This window comes from Pigmentibacter sp. JX0631 (genome assembly GCF_029873255.1).
Lineage (GTDB): Bacteria > Bdellovibrionota_B > Oligoflexia > Silvanigrellales > Silvanigrellaceae > Silvanigrella.
Genome location: NZ_CP123622.1, coordinates 80,291 through 96,611 on the forward strand (window position 1 = coordinate 80,291; position 16,321 = coordinate 96,611).

Below are 16,321 nucleotides of genomic sequence, written 5' to 3' on the forward strand. Positions count from 1 at the left end.
ATTCTATAATTATTATTCCCTAATTTGGGATCGAAACATGCCATAATTTTGCCAGCGTTCAAGATCTTCTCATTCTATAATTATTATTCCCTAATTTGGGATCGAAACAGTCAGCAAATCGACCTCTGCAAGAGCTTTTTTATTCTATAATTATTATTCCCTAATTTGGGATCGAAACTTACAGCCTCAAAATAAATCACCTCATCCTCCATATCATAATTATTATTCCCTAATTTGGGATCGAAACACGTTGCTCGTATGATTTTACGTATGTCTCTAATATCATAATTATTATTCCCTAATTTGGGATCGAAACGCTTGTACAAGAGCAACACATACGCTTGACCTATATCATAATTATTATTCCCTAATTTGGGATCGAAACCCGCAAGTTATTCTTTGCTTGCTTGAGTATAGCATATCATAATTATTATTCCCTAATTTGGGATCGAAACATATCCTGATTTTCCAATTAGATATGAGAAGTATATCATAATTATTATTCCCTAATTTGGTATCGAAACGCATAAGCTTTTAATTCAGAACCTAATAAAGAAACAATATCATAATTATTATTCCCTAATTTTGGATCGAAACGTATAAAAGATGCAACGATTGAATTGTTAATTAAATATCATAATTATTATTCCCTAATTTGGGATCAAAACTAGATATCGGCTATTTTATTTTAGCTGAAAAAGAATATCATAATTATTATTCCCTAATTTGGGATCGAAACATATCATATAGACGTTGAACACCAAGCCAACTATATCATAATTATTATTCCCTAATTTGGGATCGAAACGCTTCAGTATTAGGAGAAGGAAAGCATAAAGTATATCATAATTATTATTCCCTAATTTGGTATCGAAACACTTGAATCAAGCAACTAAATTCGATGTATTACTATTATTCCCTAATTTTCGATAGAAACCATCTAAAAAAGTGGAGGTTTAAGGAATTAAAATGATTTCAAATATTGTAAAAATACTACGTAAAAATGCAGGTTTAACTCAAAAAGAAGCTGCTGAAATTTTGAAAATCGAACAAAGATCTTGGGAACGCTACGAAGCAGGAGATCGTATTCCTAGCATACAAAATTTAGAATTATTTTGTATAAAAAAAAATCAAGATTTTAATGAATATAGAAATAAAATTAATGATTATTTGAATTCAAAGAAAAAATCTTTGTAATTTAATATTTTTTTTTATTGATTAAAATTACTGTTTCCTGCATTTTTCAGCTAAATTTGTTTTAGAAAATTCTTTAAAAGTATTCCCTAACCCATGATAGATGTCTTCTTCTAAAATAAGAATCAGAATCATTAAAAAATCAGAAAACATAATTATTTTCAAAATAAGCCTAAGCTCAAAATAGTGAGAAGTTATTTAAGTCTTCTTGCGGAAGGAGGCTTTTTTATTCTTCATCAAATAATAAATCATCACTTGGTTTTTTAATTGAAATAATTTTTCCCATTAAATCAATTAAAATGTAACAAGAATTAGCGTCAATTTTAGCCTTGTCATCTTTTCGAATTCTATGGGCAGTTCTGAGCCCTTTAATGTATTGCCTTCTTCTTTTCCCTGTTGATGGGAATTCAATTTGATATTTTCCTTTAGAAAATAAAATATCTAGGAAATACCTCGCTGTTCTTCCGTTGCCGTCATTAAAAGGATGAATAGCAAAAAAATGAACTAAAAATTTAGAGCAAAGTATTTCTAAATGACTTTTATTATTAAAATCAGAATTTACAAACAACTTATCCCAGACACTTTTTAAATTTGAAGTAATTTCTTCTGATTTGACACCGAGAAAGGAATGTTTGTTCGCAATTCCATCTCCATCCACAGCAACATCTTCATGAAGAATTCTAAAACGTCCAAGTTTTTTCATTTTGACGTTTTTAAAAATCTCTTGATTGATATTTAAAATCAAATTCACAAACTCATTGCTATTTGTTGGGAATGAAAAGTAACCTTCTTTAATTTTCAATTTAATCTTGGAACAATTTGCGGTTATTGTCTTTTGTATATCTATTATAATTTCATAATCAATAGCATTTTAAAATCATCGGTTTCTAATTCTAATAGGCGTTCATCTATGAGCTGGCATAACTTTTTATCATAATTACATAAAAAATGATTAACCAAATTACTTAATGAATTGCATTTTTTACACAGTTTTTTCTTGTTCAAGATAACGAGCAACCTCACGAATATCTTCAAAAGCAACAATTGGTATATTATCTAATAAAAAGCTATTATAATCAAATAATCCCAAGGGTAAATAAGTTCTTTTTTCTGCATTATTAAATTTTTGTTTAAAAAAGTTTTTTATTAATTTTTTATCAATTAATTTATTATTAGTTTCTTCACGATATGTTAATTTCCATGGATTATCGAGTCCATTCACTGTTTCTTCGTGTGTTTCATCAACAAGACTTCTTGGTGAAAGTCTTCCATATACGCTTAAAATAACGGAAATAAGGTCTAATAATTTTGGAGAAAATAAAATCTCTTTATTCTGGATCTCTTGAAAAGCCTCGTGCGAAGTTTCAACTTTATAATAGGGAGCATTCAGGTTCTTTAGGGCATTGTAAACTTTTCTGTTAACAGGACCATATTTCCACGCTTCAAATTCAATCCCTTCCACTTCGCTATCTAAATCATAGGCTAAAGCCGCCCCGTAGCAATAATAGGCAAGTTTCTGAAGTTTCAGCGTAGTAAGATCATTTTTAGGATCTTTACTGTACTTTTTAGTAATTTCATAAACAAAACTAATATCTTTCATGGGGCATCACCTAATGGCTGTAGTATAGAGTTATTTCAGAAAAATAACTGACTAAACTGATTATATAGGAATTTATATATAAGTCATCAATTTCGCCAAAATAAATATTATCTTAATATTCTCATATAAATACATGATAAAACTCAATAAGTAGAGAAAAAACAGTACTTAAAGAATTCAATATCCCTAATAAAAATGCCAATAAACACTTAATCCTGCCTGCCATTCATGATTAAAAAAGTTATAATTGTAAAAAAGTTTATTTTGAAAATTAGTAAAGTATTGAATTGAAAAAGAGTTCTCAAGTAAGAAATGATCTCTCCAAGTACTATAAAGTACCGAATATCTTTTCATCCAGTTGACCTTACTTGATAAGAGGGAGGAATCGCTGGTTTTTAAAGTAACACCAGATAAAGCACCTAAAGAAACTTCAAATGCATTTGTATTTTGATACGAAAATTCTGCTTGTGGCAAGAAATAGAATTGAAAAGGTTCTGTTAATATTGCAGCACCTGCCCCACCCGAGAAAAAATATGTCGCACAGGAAGAATTGTAAGTATTTTTATCACAATCATAATCCTGCTTCATTCCAAGCCTTAAATTCCAAGCAACAGGATATAAAGGGGGATTTATTGAAGGAATAGAAACTATATTTACTAGATCTAATTTATTTACATAAATTTGTTTTGACACTGCTTCATAACGAAACGAACCTGAAAGCAATTCAATTTGTGCCTCTCTGGAATATCCTAAAGAAGGACTTTCTATACTATGCAAGACAGGATAAATTTCTAAATCAAATAAATTTCCTAAGTAGTATGAATGGGAATAAGAACCACCAATTCTACCTCCTGGTAATCCTTTTTCTGGTCTGTCTGAATGAGATGGGTCTATTTTTATTGAATCAGAAATAACCCCTAATTCTGCTCTAGATGTTAGCAATTGTTTTCTAAATATAGGATACTTTTTCGATTCTTCTGTCCCTGCTAAATTTTCTTTAAAATCTATATACTCAGTAATAGCATCTAGAACTTTAGCTGAACTTATTTTCGAGTTACTTTCTTTAGCAGAAAGTAATACTTTTTTTTGGTCTAAAATTTCATTGAATAATTTCTTTTCTTCCTTATTTAATGAAGTGTAGCGATAGCGAAATCTTTTTTCCGCAGAAGGTCTAAAAGTAACAGATTTAATTAAATTTGGATAACTATAAACTACTCTTAAAGTATCAGAAGGATTTACCCAAAGCCAAAATTTACTAGCAAAATTAAAATTGTCATTTGCAGTATCTAACAAAGCAAGTAAAATATAAGAACAATTTTCATCAATGTAATAATAATCTATTCGATTGTCACCAACTTCCCAAAGACTTAAGAGCATATTTATTGTTTGTTCTTTGGATAAATTTAATTCATATTCCCAAATATCTCGACTTTCTGAATTATTATATTCTTGTACTTTGATTGAATAAGGTAATAAACTAAATTTACCTTCAAACATTCCTGTTAGGCCCTTATAGGTATAGGCAAGAATATTACTTGTATCAGGGTTTGCAGCAAAATTTATTCCAGAGTCTGTTAAAGGATCACTTGAATTTTTAATCCGCAAAAAAGTATGTCCAAACATACTTGAAGGATTGTTAATATAAAATGAAGAAAAAACAAGGACAGCTCCATTTGGATTTACAAATTCGAGCCATTTTTCTAATTCATTACATTTTTGTACAGGAATAGTATAATTATTATCATCCAAGTGTGATTTTAACCACTTTAGCCTGCGTGGAAATTTACAGTGAGCTGAATTTTTACTTTCTGTATCGGATAAAAATGCCTTTATGGTTGCTTCTAATTCAGTTTGTAAATTTATTTTCCCATCTTCTGCAAGATAGAAATCTTTTCCATCCACTATTCCTTTTGCTGAAGAAAATAATTTATGTTGAAAGAAAAGAATTTTTCGCCATTCTGATGTTTCTGCAAGAGAAAGATTTCTTGATTTATCAATGAAATATTTCTCTGCAGATCGAACCTTTGCTTCATTCAAAGCAAAAAGGGATAGCGGTTGGAGTAAAGTTATAATAATAAAAAAAATCTTTATTCCAAATGACAAAACTAGCTATTTCCTAATTTACAAGAATGAGAAAGTTTTGCATCTTTTGACAATTCGGAATTTACTTTATTAACAATTTCTTCCGCATTACTTGTAGAAAAAATTGTACTATAGTTTGCTTGAGTGTAACTTCCAAAATCAGCAAATGAACTTGCTGGACAACCACTCACAGCAGCTAATCCATGTAATGAAGATCCATTTCCTTGAGCTGCTTCTTTTTGTAAAGTTGAAAGATTAGCTGTTACGTAATCTACTTGTTGAAGGTAAGTCATACTTTTTGCTACTCCAGATCCACAATTGGAGGTTCCAGAAGTAATACCAAAAGTTTGGTTACCAAAAGTTGCATTTGTAGTCCCAGCTAAAATTTGACTTGACTTTACATTGTCAGTAAAAATAACGGAACCAAGACCGCAACCTGCTATACCTGTGTCAGCTATTGCTGTTAAAGAAAGTGAATTTAATAAAATCACTGCACCAAAACCTAATAACTTTTTTGAAACAAATTTACTCATCAGCAACTCCGTTTGATTAAGGTTTTTAACAACTAACTCGTTTCTACAAAAATAATATATAAATTTCATAATGTTGCAAGCTGCTTTGGAATTTTTTTGAATGATAACAAATTGTTAGAAAAATAGCTGTTTACTTTATAGATTAAATTCTGCTACTAAATAAATCACTTTAAAAACCAGTTTGGGTTATATAATGAGATAAAACTAGTTTTAATACCCTCTAGGTTATTAAAACTTTAAAAATAACTATTTAGTACCTTTTCGGGTAATATAATGAGAAAAAACTAGTTTTAATACCCTTTAGGTTATTAAAAATTTTAAAATTTGATTTAGTACCCGTTTGGGACTATAGTGAATATGACCTATAAAAAGGAGGTCAAAACATTGCAGGCAAAAAAACGCAGAACAAACAGTGAGATAGAAAAAAAATCGAACCCAGTAGCTAAATTTGTTAGGGAAAAAAGAAAAATACTTGGATACAATCAAGATGAATTTGCAAAACGAATTGGTGTTGGTATTCGTTTTTTAAAAGAACTTGAACTTGGTAAAGAAACACTACGGATGGATAAAGTGAATCAAGTATTAATATTTTTAGGAACAAGATTAGAGCCTGTCCCTTATCGTGATGAGGATATCTTCTAAATGTCAAGAAAAGGAAAAGTGTATAATTTTACTGAATTTGCAGGAATTATAGAAGAAACTGATGAAGGAAAATATTTATTTAAATATGATGAAGCTTATTTAAATTCGGATAAACCTTACCCAATAAGTTTAACTCTACCACTACGAAAAGAAATTTATGAATCAAAAAATTTATTTCCATTCTTTGACGGTTTAATACCTGAAGGATGGCTACTGTCTCTATCGGTTAAACATTGGAAATTAAATCCAAGAGATCGTATGGGTTTATTACTATCAATTTGTGAAGATTGTATAGGAGCTGTTAAGGTTATTCCGTATGCAAAATAATAAAATAAAAAACTGTTTAGTATGTTTTAAAAAACTACCAAACGAAAACTCTTTCTATCATGAATACTGTTGTAAAAATCTTTTTAACTCTACAAAACCACCTGAAATATCATTGGAAAGAAAAGAAATTGAAAAACTAGCACTTGAAAATGTAAATAAAAAACTTGTAGTACCAGGTGTACAAAAAAAGCTTTCCATAGGAATAACAAGAGATAGTAAACACGCTAGCCAAAAATTAACTTTTGTAGGTGCTCTTTCTGGTCAATATATATTAAAACCACAGACTAATGAGTTTCAATTTATGCCTGAATTGGAGGCTCTAACAATGCAATTAGCTCAAATTTGTGGTATTAAAGTCGCTAATAATGGCCTTGTATATTTATCTGATAAAAGTCTAGCATATATAACAAAACGTTTCGATCGCCAAAATGAAAAGAAATTTCACTGTGAAGATTTATGTCAGCTTTCAGAGATGTTAACTGAGCAAAAATATAAAAGTACTGCTGAAAAAACAGCAAAAGTAATCAAAAAATTTGTTACCTTTCCTGGTGATGAACTACTAAAATATTTTGAAGTAACCCTATTTTCATTTATAATAGGAAATGCAGATATGCATTTGAAAAATTTTTCTTTAATGACAAATGAAAAAGGGATAGTACATTTATCACCAGCATATGATCTAATATCCACACGCTTGCTTATACCGATTCAAGATGACAATGAAGAACTTGTTTTAAGCGTTAATGGAAAAAAATCAAATATAAAAAGAAAAGATTTTGAATTTTTAGCTAATAATATAGGAATAAAAGAAAAAAGCTTTCACTTCATATTAAAAAATATTATTTCAGTTAAAGAAGAATTATTTATTCTAATAAATAATAGCTATATATCAAATGAAATGAAAAAAGAATATATAAAACTAATAGATGAAAGAATGAGTAGATTTATTTAAATTAAATCTACTCATTCTTTCATCTATTAGTTTATTTTCACTTTACTTTTTAATTGCAATAACTCCTAGAGCATCACCTTGATCAGATGATTGACCACTGACTAAATTATATGTCCCAGATTGCATAATTTCAAATCCATTTCGCTTACAAGCCTCAATTAAAGCAGGAAGATATTGAGGGTGTATCATAGGAAAATTAGTATGCGACATTATATTTCCAAGATAAGTTGGCCAAAAGTTATGCTGTGTATTTTTTGCAACAGATTTATCGTATTCTCTTTCTTTTTCTTGGAGAGAACTAAATAAAGAAACTGAATTTTGATCAAAACTTGAAGTATATGGAGCTGCCGAAATAGTTAATGCTTGAATATATAACATTCCTCCTTTTTTGAGTAAATTATAAATTCCAGCTAAGGTTTCTTCAGCTTGATCAGGAGTTAGATAATGTAACACGTGTGAAAGTAAGACAATATCAGCTGTTTCATTTAAATTTTCTTTAAATAATTCAGGTATTTTTCTATTCACAATGAACAAATTATTAATTTTATCTGCTGGAGCTCTTGCAACAACAGCCTGAAGTTGCTCGATTGAAAAATCAATAGCAAAGACTTGACTTGCATTATGCGACAACGCGCGTTGTGTATTTATCCCAAAACCAGAGCCTATATCAAAAACTTTTTTTCCTGCAACTCGCTGTAAAAAATCATTTATGTATGGTGTCGTAATTGATACTTCATCACCTGTATGATTTTTTGTCTGAATGAAACCTTCTTGATAGCTGCTAGGTAAAGGATAATATTCAGATACGTAATTCAATAGTTCAGATGGAATAAGTTTTCTTTGATGATTAATTTTTTTATCAAACTCTAGCTCTTTTTGTTTTAACGTATTACAGAAAACAATTTTACCTGCTTCACTTAATAGATGAAAATCTTCTACTTCATCGAAATTAATTTGCGGAAATTGAATTTTTCCCTTTTTGGGTTTACTTTCCTGAGCTACAGGGAGAATTTTTTTATATTGCGCAAAAGAAACTAATTGTGTAGTTAAATAATTAATGTTATCAAGAATAGTTGATTTATCCCAAGAAAATTCAAAAACATCTTGAGTACTTGCAACTCTGAAACATCTATCAGAAGTTATTCTTTGAATTTCATATTTATTTCCTAAATCAATAATTGATGGATAGATATGTGCTGCTGGAAAAGAATGAAATTCAGCATATGAAGAATTATAAGTAGCAATTGCAGCGATCAATAGTAATTTTTTTTTCATAAAAACTCCTTAATAAAATATAATTAAATTTTCAATTCATTTAATAGCCAGTTGTATGAAAAGGAATTCTATTTTTATCTACTTTTGCAATTAGGTAGTCATCGGCAACAGTTTTAATTGCTTCTTTTAAACTTATAATTTGAATACCAGTACCTTTTATATTCACGCTGTACTGTTCATTTGAAGAAGCTTCTGAAAGGTTGGCCATAGCTTCATTATATGAATCAATAGGATGTAATTTAGCAAAATCGATTGGAAACTTTTGTACCGAATCCTTCCGAATTTCATTTAATTTATAAACATAGTAGGTAATACCAACATAAGTTTCAGCTACTGTGTGATAGTCACTACGTTCATAATTAGGGACCAGAAGAAGTGTTCCGAGTAATTGAACTCCTTTCTTAAATGCTTGAAAATCTGATGGATTCCATAATAAAGATTGCAAGTGCGGTGAGTGATAATTGTTTGCTAATCCAACAAAAATACTTAATGCTAATGGGGCTGTTCCTGATACATTCGCTCTGACAGCTAGGCCAGCATTATGGGCACTAAATGTCCATGTATTTCCATATACTCCATCAATTTGACTTGTTTTATAAAAGTTATTTTTTGGTAATCTTTTTTTTGTCGGATTTTCAGCTTCTGAACTTTGCACACTAACGGAATCTGATAAGCATTTTTTCTTTTTTGTCGGATTTTCAGCTTCTGAACTGTGATCACAATCTGAATCAGGTAAGCGTTTTCTTTTCTTTTTAGAATTTTCATCTTCAGATTCATCTTCATCATCTGAAACCTCAGATAAATAACCATTGTAGTTTGAAGAAAAATAGGAATCAGGATCTAACGAAGTAGTATTATCTGGCGCACTTTCAATATTTTTATCAAATAATGCACCAATATAAGGAACACTCCATTGATAATTAAGATGATATAATGAATTTATAAAATCGGCTCGTATTTGTGTGGAAGGAGTAATTGGTTTCAGGGGAGGATTTGCCTCTTCAATCCAAGTACCATTTACCGATCGGTAAGCTAAAGCACAAGCAAGACTTTCCAGCCCAACGATTAAAAGACTTGGATTCATTTGGGTAGCATCGGCGTCTAAAAAATTTTTTAAATCGTCTATATTTTTCCAAGATGTTCTTGCAACAAAAGGATTAGCTTCTCTTATTCCATTCTTAAATTTTTTTTCATTTAACTTTAATCCACCTAAAATCCAGTTAAGAGTAACAGGATCATTAGGAATAAAAATCCTGAAATTTTTATGTAGCTCTTGTAAAGAAACTAGCAGTTCAGAAGAAGGATTACGCATTACTGCACGCAAAATTTTGTATGTTATGTCGCTTGTATCTTTTATAGAATCATAATTTGCCATTTGTGATCTGTAATCTGACAAATCAATTTCAATATTTTCTTTTTTATAATTAGGAATACTTTTGGCATTATTTATTTTTTTTTGCCCCAGATAATTTAGTAACGCAATAGAAGCTACTAACTTAGGATTACTAATTGTATGTTGATTTTCACAATCAGTATTTGTTTTACAACTGGAGGTTGTTGCATAAGCTGTCACACTTAAATTTGATAAAATTACACAACCAATAATTGTTGGATTAAAATATTTTTTTAACATAATGTTTCCTTATTAAGGTAATATTCAATTTAAAAATACATTGCAGAAAATAATTTTAATTAATTTTATATTTTTAAATTTATTTTAATAATTACGAAATTGTAACAAATAAAGCACTAATAGCTTCTTTTACAAGACAGTATGTATAAAATTTATTATTTTTTGTCAAATTTAATAAAAATAATAATTAATTTTTTTTTCATTTAAATTTTTTATTATTTTTAATTTTAATTTTAATTTAAGATAATTAAGAAAAATTTGCAGCTATAGAATATTATATTTGCTTGAATTATAATGAAAGTAATTTTTTTTATTAAAATGTTACTTATTAGGAATATATCCGATTGGCAATCCATTTTCTTCAACATTTACCATGTAGTAAGCTTTTTTATCTGATTCATATACCAGATAAGCATCTATTCCTGCTGGCTTTGTTTGTTCTTCCCATGGGCTTTCAATGGTAATTTCATCTTTAATACTAAACCCCACTTCAGACATTTTTATCATATTTACAGGATCTAATTTTATAATTCCAACCAAATTTGCATTATTCTCACTAAATATATACCCTATTTTACTATGCAATAAAAAATTTGTTAATTTTATATTTTTTTCCATAACATCAGGTATACTTACTTGCCGATACAAATTATTGAATTTATCTTTATCAATTACATAAAAGTCAAATTCACTACCGCGTAACTGTAAAGCAACTGCACTGCCAATGTTTTTCTTAAAGTAATCACTTGAATACTGAGTATTGTCAATTTTCCCTATATTTTTTAAAATCACTTCTGGTATCTCACTTTCAACACCAGTTGTTAATTTATATGCATAAATTGGTAAATTTTTAATAAATTGATGCACTGAATAATGTTTTGAATGAGCAATTTGTTCAACAAGACTTTCCTTACTTATCACGCCTTTTGCAAGTTGTTCATCAGTTATTGCAAAACAATTTATTGAAGATAATGCAATGAATAGTGTACTTAATTTTGAGAACATAGAATAAATCTCCTTTTTTCTTAGCAAATTATTAATTCTTAGTAATTTATTAAAGTAGTTAATTATCACCCCAAATTTCTACTATAAAATCACGACTAAATCCTTCTGGTAAAGATATATAAGCAGACTCTCTTTCCAAACATTTATCTTTATAATTCGTTAATAAAACGTCTAAATTTATAATATAATTATTTTTAATATTATTTAGAAAAACTAAATCATGCCAATATTGATATGAAAATTCAGACGTCCAAAACTCTGATGTAAACAGATCTTTATTTGAAGGACCATTAATTTTATCAGAATATTTATCACACATTAACGAAAATACCCCGGTATTTTGATCTAAAGAAGTATTGTCATAATTTTTAATTTTAAAGTAAATATTAGTAAAATCTAATCCATCCGAAATAAAATTACTGACAGGAAAATTAACCGAAGAACGATGCTTTTCTCCATACATGGGCTTTTTCTGAGAATTTATTTCCATAATTTTTTTTCCCATATATTGCTTTAGTAATTTTTCGTCGTATTTTGTAATATATTTTTTTTCTATAGATGTAATTCCCTTTTCAATACAATCTGACAAATTTTTATAGCATTCATTCGCAAAATTTTGATAAACATTTATATTTTTGTATGCTGAATCAATAATTTCATTTAAATTTTCAACAACATCAAATGCTAATCCTTTATTACCAAGAAGTAGTTTAGCAATTGCAATATTTTTTGTTTCTTTAGTTACTAAATTTTCTACCTGTAATTTTAACTGAGATAATTTATATTTTTCTTCAGAAGAATCATTAGTAGAAAAATTTAAATTATTTCCATTTGAATCTTTAATAATTAAATTATCATATTTAACTGTATTTATGCTTTCAACAACCCAACGTGAGAGATCTACATTTTGAATTTCTTTTACATAATCTTCAGAAATGTATTTATTTATTTTATCAAGTAAAAGATCGCATTCAGAAAATTGATCTAAAGTGCATGAGGATTTTTGTAGTCCAAGAATTTTATTTAATTGTATAGACTCTCCACCCATTTGAATTCCATGAATACTTAATATAGAGTTCTGTAACGCATGATTATCAATTTTATTTATATTTGCACTTAATTTAAATTTATTATCATCCATTACTGCATTTTGGACAACACCTATTTTTCCATCAAATTCACTATGGGCAAATTTATTTTTAAACTTTATTTTCACTGTAATCATTAATTTTGAAGAATATACTTGGCTTAAAGCAACTTCATCTCCACATAATCTATTAAATTCATAGTTTTTCCCTATTTTTCCATCACTGTTAAAAAATTTTAGGACATCTTTTTTAAATGTATATCCTCCTTCATTTTCTTTAACCTTAATTTCCCCAAGTTTAGTATAAGAATAATAAGTCATTGTTTTGCTTAAACGAGAAGTAGATGCTTCTTGAATGTATTGCAACTCTGGTGTAACAGTTACTTCTTTTGTCGGAATTGTAGAATTTAATTTTAAATTTAGATTTGAAGTTAACTGCTCTTTAGTTAAATTGTCCATTAAATTTATTACGGTTTCTTGTGTATTTTTAGGAAACTCTACCTTGAAGTTTTCAATACACTTTTGGGTATAGAATTTTCCCATTCTATTGTATCCATTTCCAATATTAGAATTTTCCCCTTCCGATATTGTTTTACTACTATCGTAATTCCTTAATTTTGAATTACTTTCAGCATCAATATTTTTCTCAATTTTTTCTTTCCCACAAGAATATAAGACAATTGAAGTAAAAAACAAATAAGAGCAAAGTTTATAATTTCGCATTATATCTCCTATAATTATTTCAATAAATATATTATTTTATAATTAGCATAGATTATTAAATTTTCTATTCAAATTTAATATTACTTTAATAATAATTTATTAATCATATGTAGTATAATAATTTTATTATTAATTTATTTAATTTCTGTTCATCTATAACTAAACAGAAGTAAAAAACTACTAGCGATAAATATCCGAGTCAAGCTTACCATTTATTAAATTTTTATATTTTAATTAATTCAAATAATTGTTTTATAATATTTTAAATAATATTTAATTTAATAATTTATATAAAATTTTTTATATAAATCAAATAATTAAAATTTATTTTATTCTTAGTTATACAAAATATTTTTTTTCCTACATTTAAATTAAGATTTTTTTTATATTAATTTGACACATGTTTTGACTTTTTTCTTGGTTTCGTTAAATTTTTACCAATATACTAAATAAATGTTAGAAATTTGGAGATTTATTTAGGGGAAGGAATGTTTTTATATATAAAAGTTATTTTATCTCTAATTGCTATGTTTCCATTAGGCCTATTTGCTAAAAACAAAGTACTCATAGTTGCAGACGCAGGATATGAACCATACTCATATGAAAAAGAAGGAAAACCTTCTGGGCTATACTATGAATTATTAAAAGTCATTTTTGCCAGAATGGCTGATTTTGAAATTGAAATACATACTATGCCATGGAAAAGGGCTTTGAACGAGCTTAAAATAAACAAGGCTTTTGCAATCTATCCTCCTTATGAAAGACCCATTGAACGACCTTGGATTCACTATTCTGACAAAATTCTTGAAGAACATATTTCACTTTTCTGTCGGAAAGATAATCCTTATGCTAAGAAGAAAAAATGGCCCGATGATTTTAAGGATATACTTGTCGCTAAAAACTCAGGTTTTATTATGGGTGATAATTTTGAAAAAGCTGTAAAAAGTGGATATATTAAAACCGATGAAGGGGCTTTAACAAGTCTCCAAAATTTGCAAAAAATTAAGAAGAAATATGCCGATTGTTACGTCAATGATGAACTTTCAATAAAAATAGCTTTATTCCAAAACTCTTTAAATGAAGATTTAACTGAGAATGAAAAAATTGTGAAAGTAATTGACTTAGTTACAGAACCTACTTTTTTAGGTTATGTAAAAAACAAATCCCTTTTTCCTTATGAAGAAAAATTTATCGCACAATTTAACTACCAACTAAAATTACTAAAAACCTCTGGTGAATTAGAAAAAATTTATAATAATTTTATAACTAATTCTTTAACAAAAAGAAAATAGTTTTCTGACACAATACATCCTTTCAATAAAAACTAAATTTGCATATCATTTTAGTAACAATTGCGAGGAGTGTATCAATGAAATCTAAATTTTTATTTCAATTTTTTTTTCTTAGTTATTCTTTATTTTATGGAAACGTTTCATTTGCTGAAGAAGTCATTCAATTTGAAACTGATGTTTGGTGTCCTTATACCTGCGATCCCAAAGTAATCGGCTTAAAAGGTTATGTTATAGATATTGCAGAAGAAATTTACAAAGAAAATAATATTAAATTTATATCTACCGTCGCCCCTTGGGCTCGAACATTAGTTAAAACAGAAAAAGGCGAGATTGATGCTTTGGGAGCTGCTTATAAAGAAGGTCGTGAAGATAAGTATCTTTTTCCAAAAGAAGATTTTGGAAAAAGTATCAATGGTTTTTTTGTCAATAAAAATAGCAATTGGATATTTAAAACACCCGAGTCGCTAAAAGATCTTATTTTAGGTTCTACTTTAGGTTACGTTTATGGTGGTCATATTGATTTACTCAGAAAAAATGTAAAAAAATTGGTAGAAACAGGTGGAGAAACAGCTTTTCAAAAAAATCTTGATAAATTAGTGCATAATGAACTTGATTCCGTCATAGAAGAAACAGCGGTCGCGAAATATACAATTAAAATGCTTGAATTAGGAAGTAAAATTAAAGAAGCAGGAACGATAGGACAGAAAACTGGAATTTATATTGCATTTACAAAAAACAAACCGACTTCCCAAAAATATGTAAAAATGCTTGAAGAGGGTATTGTTAAATACAGAAAAAATGGAAAGTTTGAACAAATTATGAAAAAATATGGCCTTAAAATGGAAAAATAAAATTATTGTTTTGCTTTTTCTGCCAAGAATTCTCTTCTACGCGCTAAGGCAACCGTTCTAGGCGGTAAATTCAGTTCATCTTTTCTTTTTGTAGCTAATTGACCACATGCTGCACTAACATCTTGCCCTCTACTATAACGAACAGGCGCAGGTATAGATCTATCAGCTAAATATTTTTGAAATACCCGCATTTGCTCAAAATCTGTAGCAACCATATTAATAGCACCCGGATGTGGATTCATTGGAATAAGATTTACCTTTGCTTTTAATCCATGCAGAAATTTAACTAATTTTTTTGCGTGTAACAAAGAATCATTTACACCTTGAATCATAACATATTCAAAAGTAATACCATGTCTTGTTTGGACTGGATAATTTAGCAAAACTTGCTTCATTTGTTCTAAGGAATATTTTTTATTTACAGGCATCATTTGCGAACGTTGTTCGTTATCTGCAGTATGTAATGAAATAGCTAAAGCAACAGGAAGTTCTTTCCCTAATTGTTCAATTTGCGGTAATAATCCTGAAGTCGAGACAGTTACTTTGTGTTTTGATAAACCAAATAATTTAGGATCGATTAATGCTTTACAAGCACCAACGACATTATCATAGTTATCTAAAGGCTCTCCCATCCCCATAAAAACAATATTAGTAACGGAGCGATTTAATATATTTCGCTCAATTAGTCTTTTATTTGCAAGAACAACCTGAACTAATATTTCACCACTAGTTAAATTACGTGTTAAACCCATTTTTCCAGTCTGACAAAAGGTACACGCCATTCTGCAACCTACTTGACTACTAACACACAAAGTAACTCTATTTTCAGAAGGCATAAGAACACATTCAGCAAATAAACCATCATGTAACTTTAGTAATATTTTTTCGCTTTCATCACTAGATGGTAAAATAGTATCAATGATTGGTAGACCCCAATCAAATTCACTTTGTAATTTTTCCCGAATTTGTTTAGGTAGATTTGTAAAATTCTCGGGAGTAAATGTATGTTTTATATAAAACCATTCTAAAACTTGTTTACCACGAAAAGATTTTTCACCATTTGATAAAAACCAATCGATCCAATCTTGTTCAGTTTGATGAATTGCATATTTTTTTGTGAGCATA

15 protein-coding genes and 1 CRISPR repeat array (1 of these 16 only partly in view) are annotated in these 16,321 nt (G+C 28.5%); of the genes, 6 read left to right on the top strand and 9 right to left on the bottom strand.

Annotated features, from left to right (window positions below; translation table 11 throughout):
* Positions 1 to 937: direct repeats of the CRISPR family, unit length 37 nt; unit sequence ATTCTATAATTATTATTCCCTAATTTGGGATCGAAAC; it begins 8,800 nt to the left of the window's first position.
* A gap of 32 nt (positions 938 to 969) precedes the next feature.
* Complete coding sequence (locus QEJ31_RS00265) at positions 970 to 1,197, top strand: helix-turn-helix transcriptional regulator (protein ID WP_280591690.1); 228 nt, start codon at positions 970 to 972, stop codon at positions 1,195 to 1,197.
* A gap of 223 nt (positions 1,198 to 1,420) precedes the next feature.
* Here the strand turns inward: QEJ31_RS00265 and QEJ31_RS00270 are convergent, their stop codons facing one another.
* From QEJ31_RS00270 to QEJ31_RS00285, 4 genes are all read right to left on the bottom strand, one after another.
* Positions 1,421 to 1,996, bottom strand: a complete 576-nt coding sequence (locus QEJ31_RS00270; RefSeq protein WP_280591692.1) for a Fic family protein — start codon at positions 1,994 to 1,996, stop codon at positions 1,421 to 1,423.
* 180 nt (positions 1,997 to 2,176) lie between these two features.
* Positions 2,177 to 2,794 carry a type II toxin-antitoxin system antitoxin SocA domain-containing protein gene (locus QEJ31_RS00275; RefSeq protein WP_280591693.1) on the bottom strand — a complete coding sequence of 206 codons (618 nt, stop codon included), beginning with the start codon at positions 2,792 to 2,794 and terminating at the stop codon, positions 2,177 to 2,179.
* Positions 2,795 to 2,980: 186 nt separating this feature from the next.
* The gene (locus QEJ31_RS00280) at positions 2,981 to 4,897 is read right to left on the bottom strand and encodes a DUF4105 domain-containing protein (protein WP_280591694.1); all 1,917 of its coding nucleotides are present in this window, start codon (positions 4,895 to 4,897) and stop codon (positions 2,981 to 2,983) included.
* Positions 4,898 to 4,899: 2 nt separating this feature from the next.
* Positions 4,900 to 5,409 (bottom strand): DUF3015 family protein, encoded by a 510-nt coding sequence (locus QEJ31_RS00285; RefSeq protein WP_280591696.1) that lies wholly within the window; start codon positions 5,407 to 5,409, stop codon positions 4,900 to 4,902.
* A 384-nt stretch (positions 5,410 to 5,793) separates the two neighbouring features.
* On the opposite strand from QEJ31_RS00285, the gene QEJ31_RS00290 reads away from it, so the two are divergent.
* The 3 genes from QEJ31_RS00290 to QEJ31_RS00300 are packed head-to-tail and all read left to right on the top strand — an operon-like array spanning position 5,794 to position 7,330.
* Positions 5,794 to 6,051 (top strand): helix-turn-helix domain-containing protein, encoded by a 258-nt coding sequence (locus QEJ31_RS00290; protein WP_280591699.1) that lies wholly within the window; start codon positions 5,794 to 5,796, stop codon positions 6,049 to 6,051.
* Positions 6,052 to 6,378, top strand: a complete 327-nt coding sequence (locus tag QEJ31_RS00295; RefSeq protein WP_280591700.1) for a HipA N-terminal domain-containing protein — start codon at positions 6,052 to 6,054, stop codon at positions 6,376 to 6,378.
* Positions 6,368 to 7,330, top strand: a complete 963-nt coding sequence (locus QEJ31_RS00300; RefSeq protein ID WP_280591701.1) for a HipA domain-containing protein — start codon at positions 6,368 to 6,370, stop codon at positions 7,328 to 7,330. Before QEJ31_RS00295 ends, QEJ31_RS00300 begins: the two co-directional genes overlap by 11 nt.
* Before the next feature lie 42 nt (positions 7,331 to 7,372).
* On the opposite strand, the gene QEJ31_RS00305 is transcribed toward QEJ31_RS00300, so the two are convergent.
* From QEJ31_RS00305 to QEJ31_RS00320, 4 genes are all read right to left on the bottom strand, one after another.
* Positions 7,373 to 8,605 carry a class I SAM-dependent methyltransferase gene (locus QEJ31_RS00305; protein ID WP_280591703.1) on the bottom strand — a complete coding sequence of 411 codons (1,233 nt, stop codon included), beginning with the start codon at positions 8,603 to 8,605 and terminating at the stop codon, positions 7,373 to 7,375.
* Between the two features lie 40 nt (positions 8,606 to 8,645).
* Positions 8,646 to 10,238 (bottom strand): hypothetical protein, encoded by a 1,593-nt coding sequence (locus tag QEJ31_RS00310; protein ID WP_280591704.1) that lies wholly within the window; start codon positions 10,236 to 10,238, stop codon positions 8,646 to 8,648.
* Positions 10,239 to 10,559: 321 nt separating this feature from the next.
* Positions 10,560 to 11,243 carry a hypothetical protein gene (locus QEJ31_RS00315; RefSeq protein WP_280591706.1) on the bottom strand — a complete coding sequence of 228 codons (684 nt, stop codon included), beginning with the start codon at positions 11,241 to 11,243 and terminating at the stop codon, positions 10,560 to 10,562.
* 58 nt (positions 11,244 to 11,301) lie between these two features.
* Positions 11,302 to 13,053, bottom strand: coding sequence for a hypothetical protein (locus QEJ31_RS00320; RefSeq protein WP_280591708.1), 1,752 nt, complete (start codon positions 13,051 to 13,053; stop codon positions 11,302 to 11,304).
* Positions 13,054 to 13,541: 488 nt separating this feature from the next.
* Here QEJ31_RS00320 and QEJ31_RS00325 point away from each other — a divergent pair, with 488 nt between their 5' ends.
* The gene (locus QEJ31_RS00325; protein WP_280591711.1) at positions 13,542 to 14,345 is read left to right on the top strand and encodes a transporter substrate-binding domain-containing protein; all 804 of its coding nucleotides are present in this window, start codon (positions 13,542 to 13,544) and stop codon (positions 14,343 to 14,345) included.
* 77 nt (positions 14,346 to 14,422) lie between these two features.
* The gene (locus QEJ31_RS00330) at positions 14,423 to 15,196 is read left to right on the top strand and encodes a transporter substrate-binding domain-containing protein (protein ID WP_280591714.1); all 774 of its coding nucleotides are present in this window, start codon (positions 14,423 to 14,425) and stop codon (positions 15,194 to 15,196) included.
* 2 nt (positions 15,197 to 15,198) lie between these two features.
* Here the strand turns inward: QEJ31_RS00330 and rlmN are convergent, their stop codons facing one another.
* On the bottom strand, positions 15,199 to 16,320 hold the full coding sequence (gene rlmN / locus QEJ31_RS00335) for a 23S rRNA (adenine(2503)-C(2))-methyltransferase RlmN (RefSeq protein WP_280591716.1): 1,122 nt from the start codon (positions 16,318 to 16,320) through the stop codon (positions 15,199 to 15,201).
* Position 16,321: the final 1 nt, after the last annotated feature.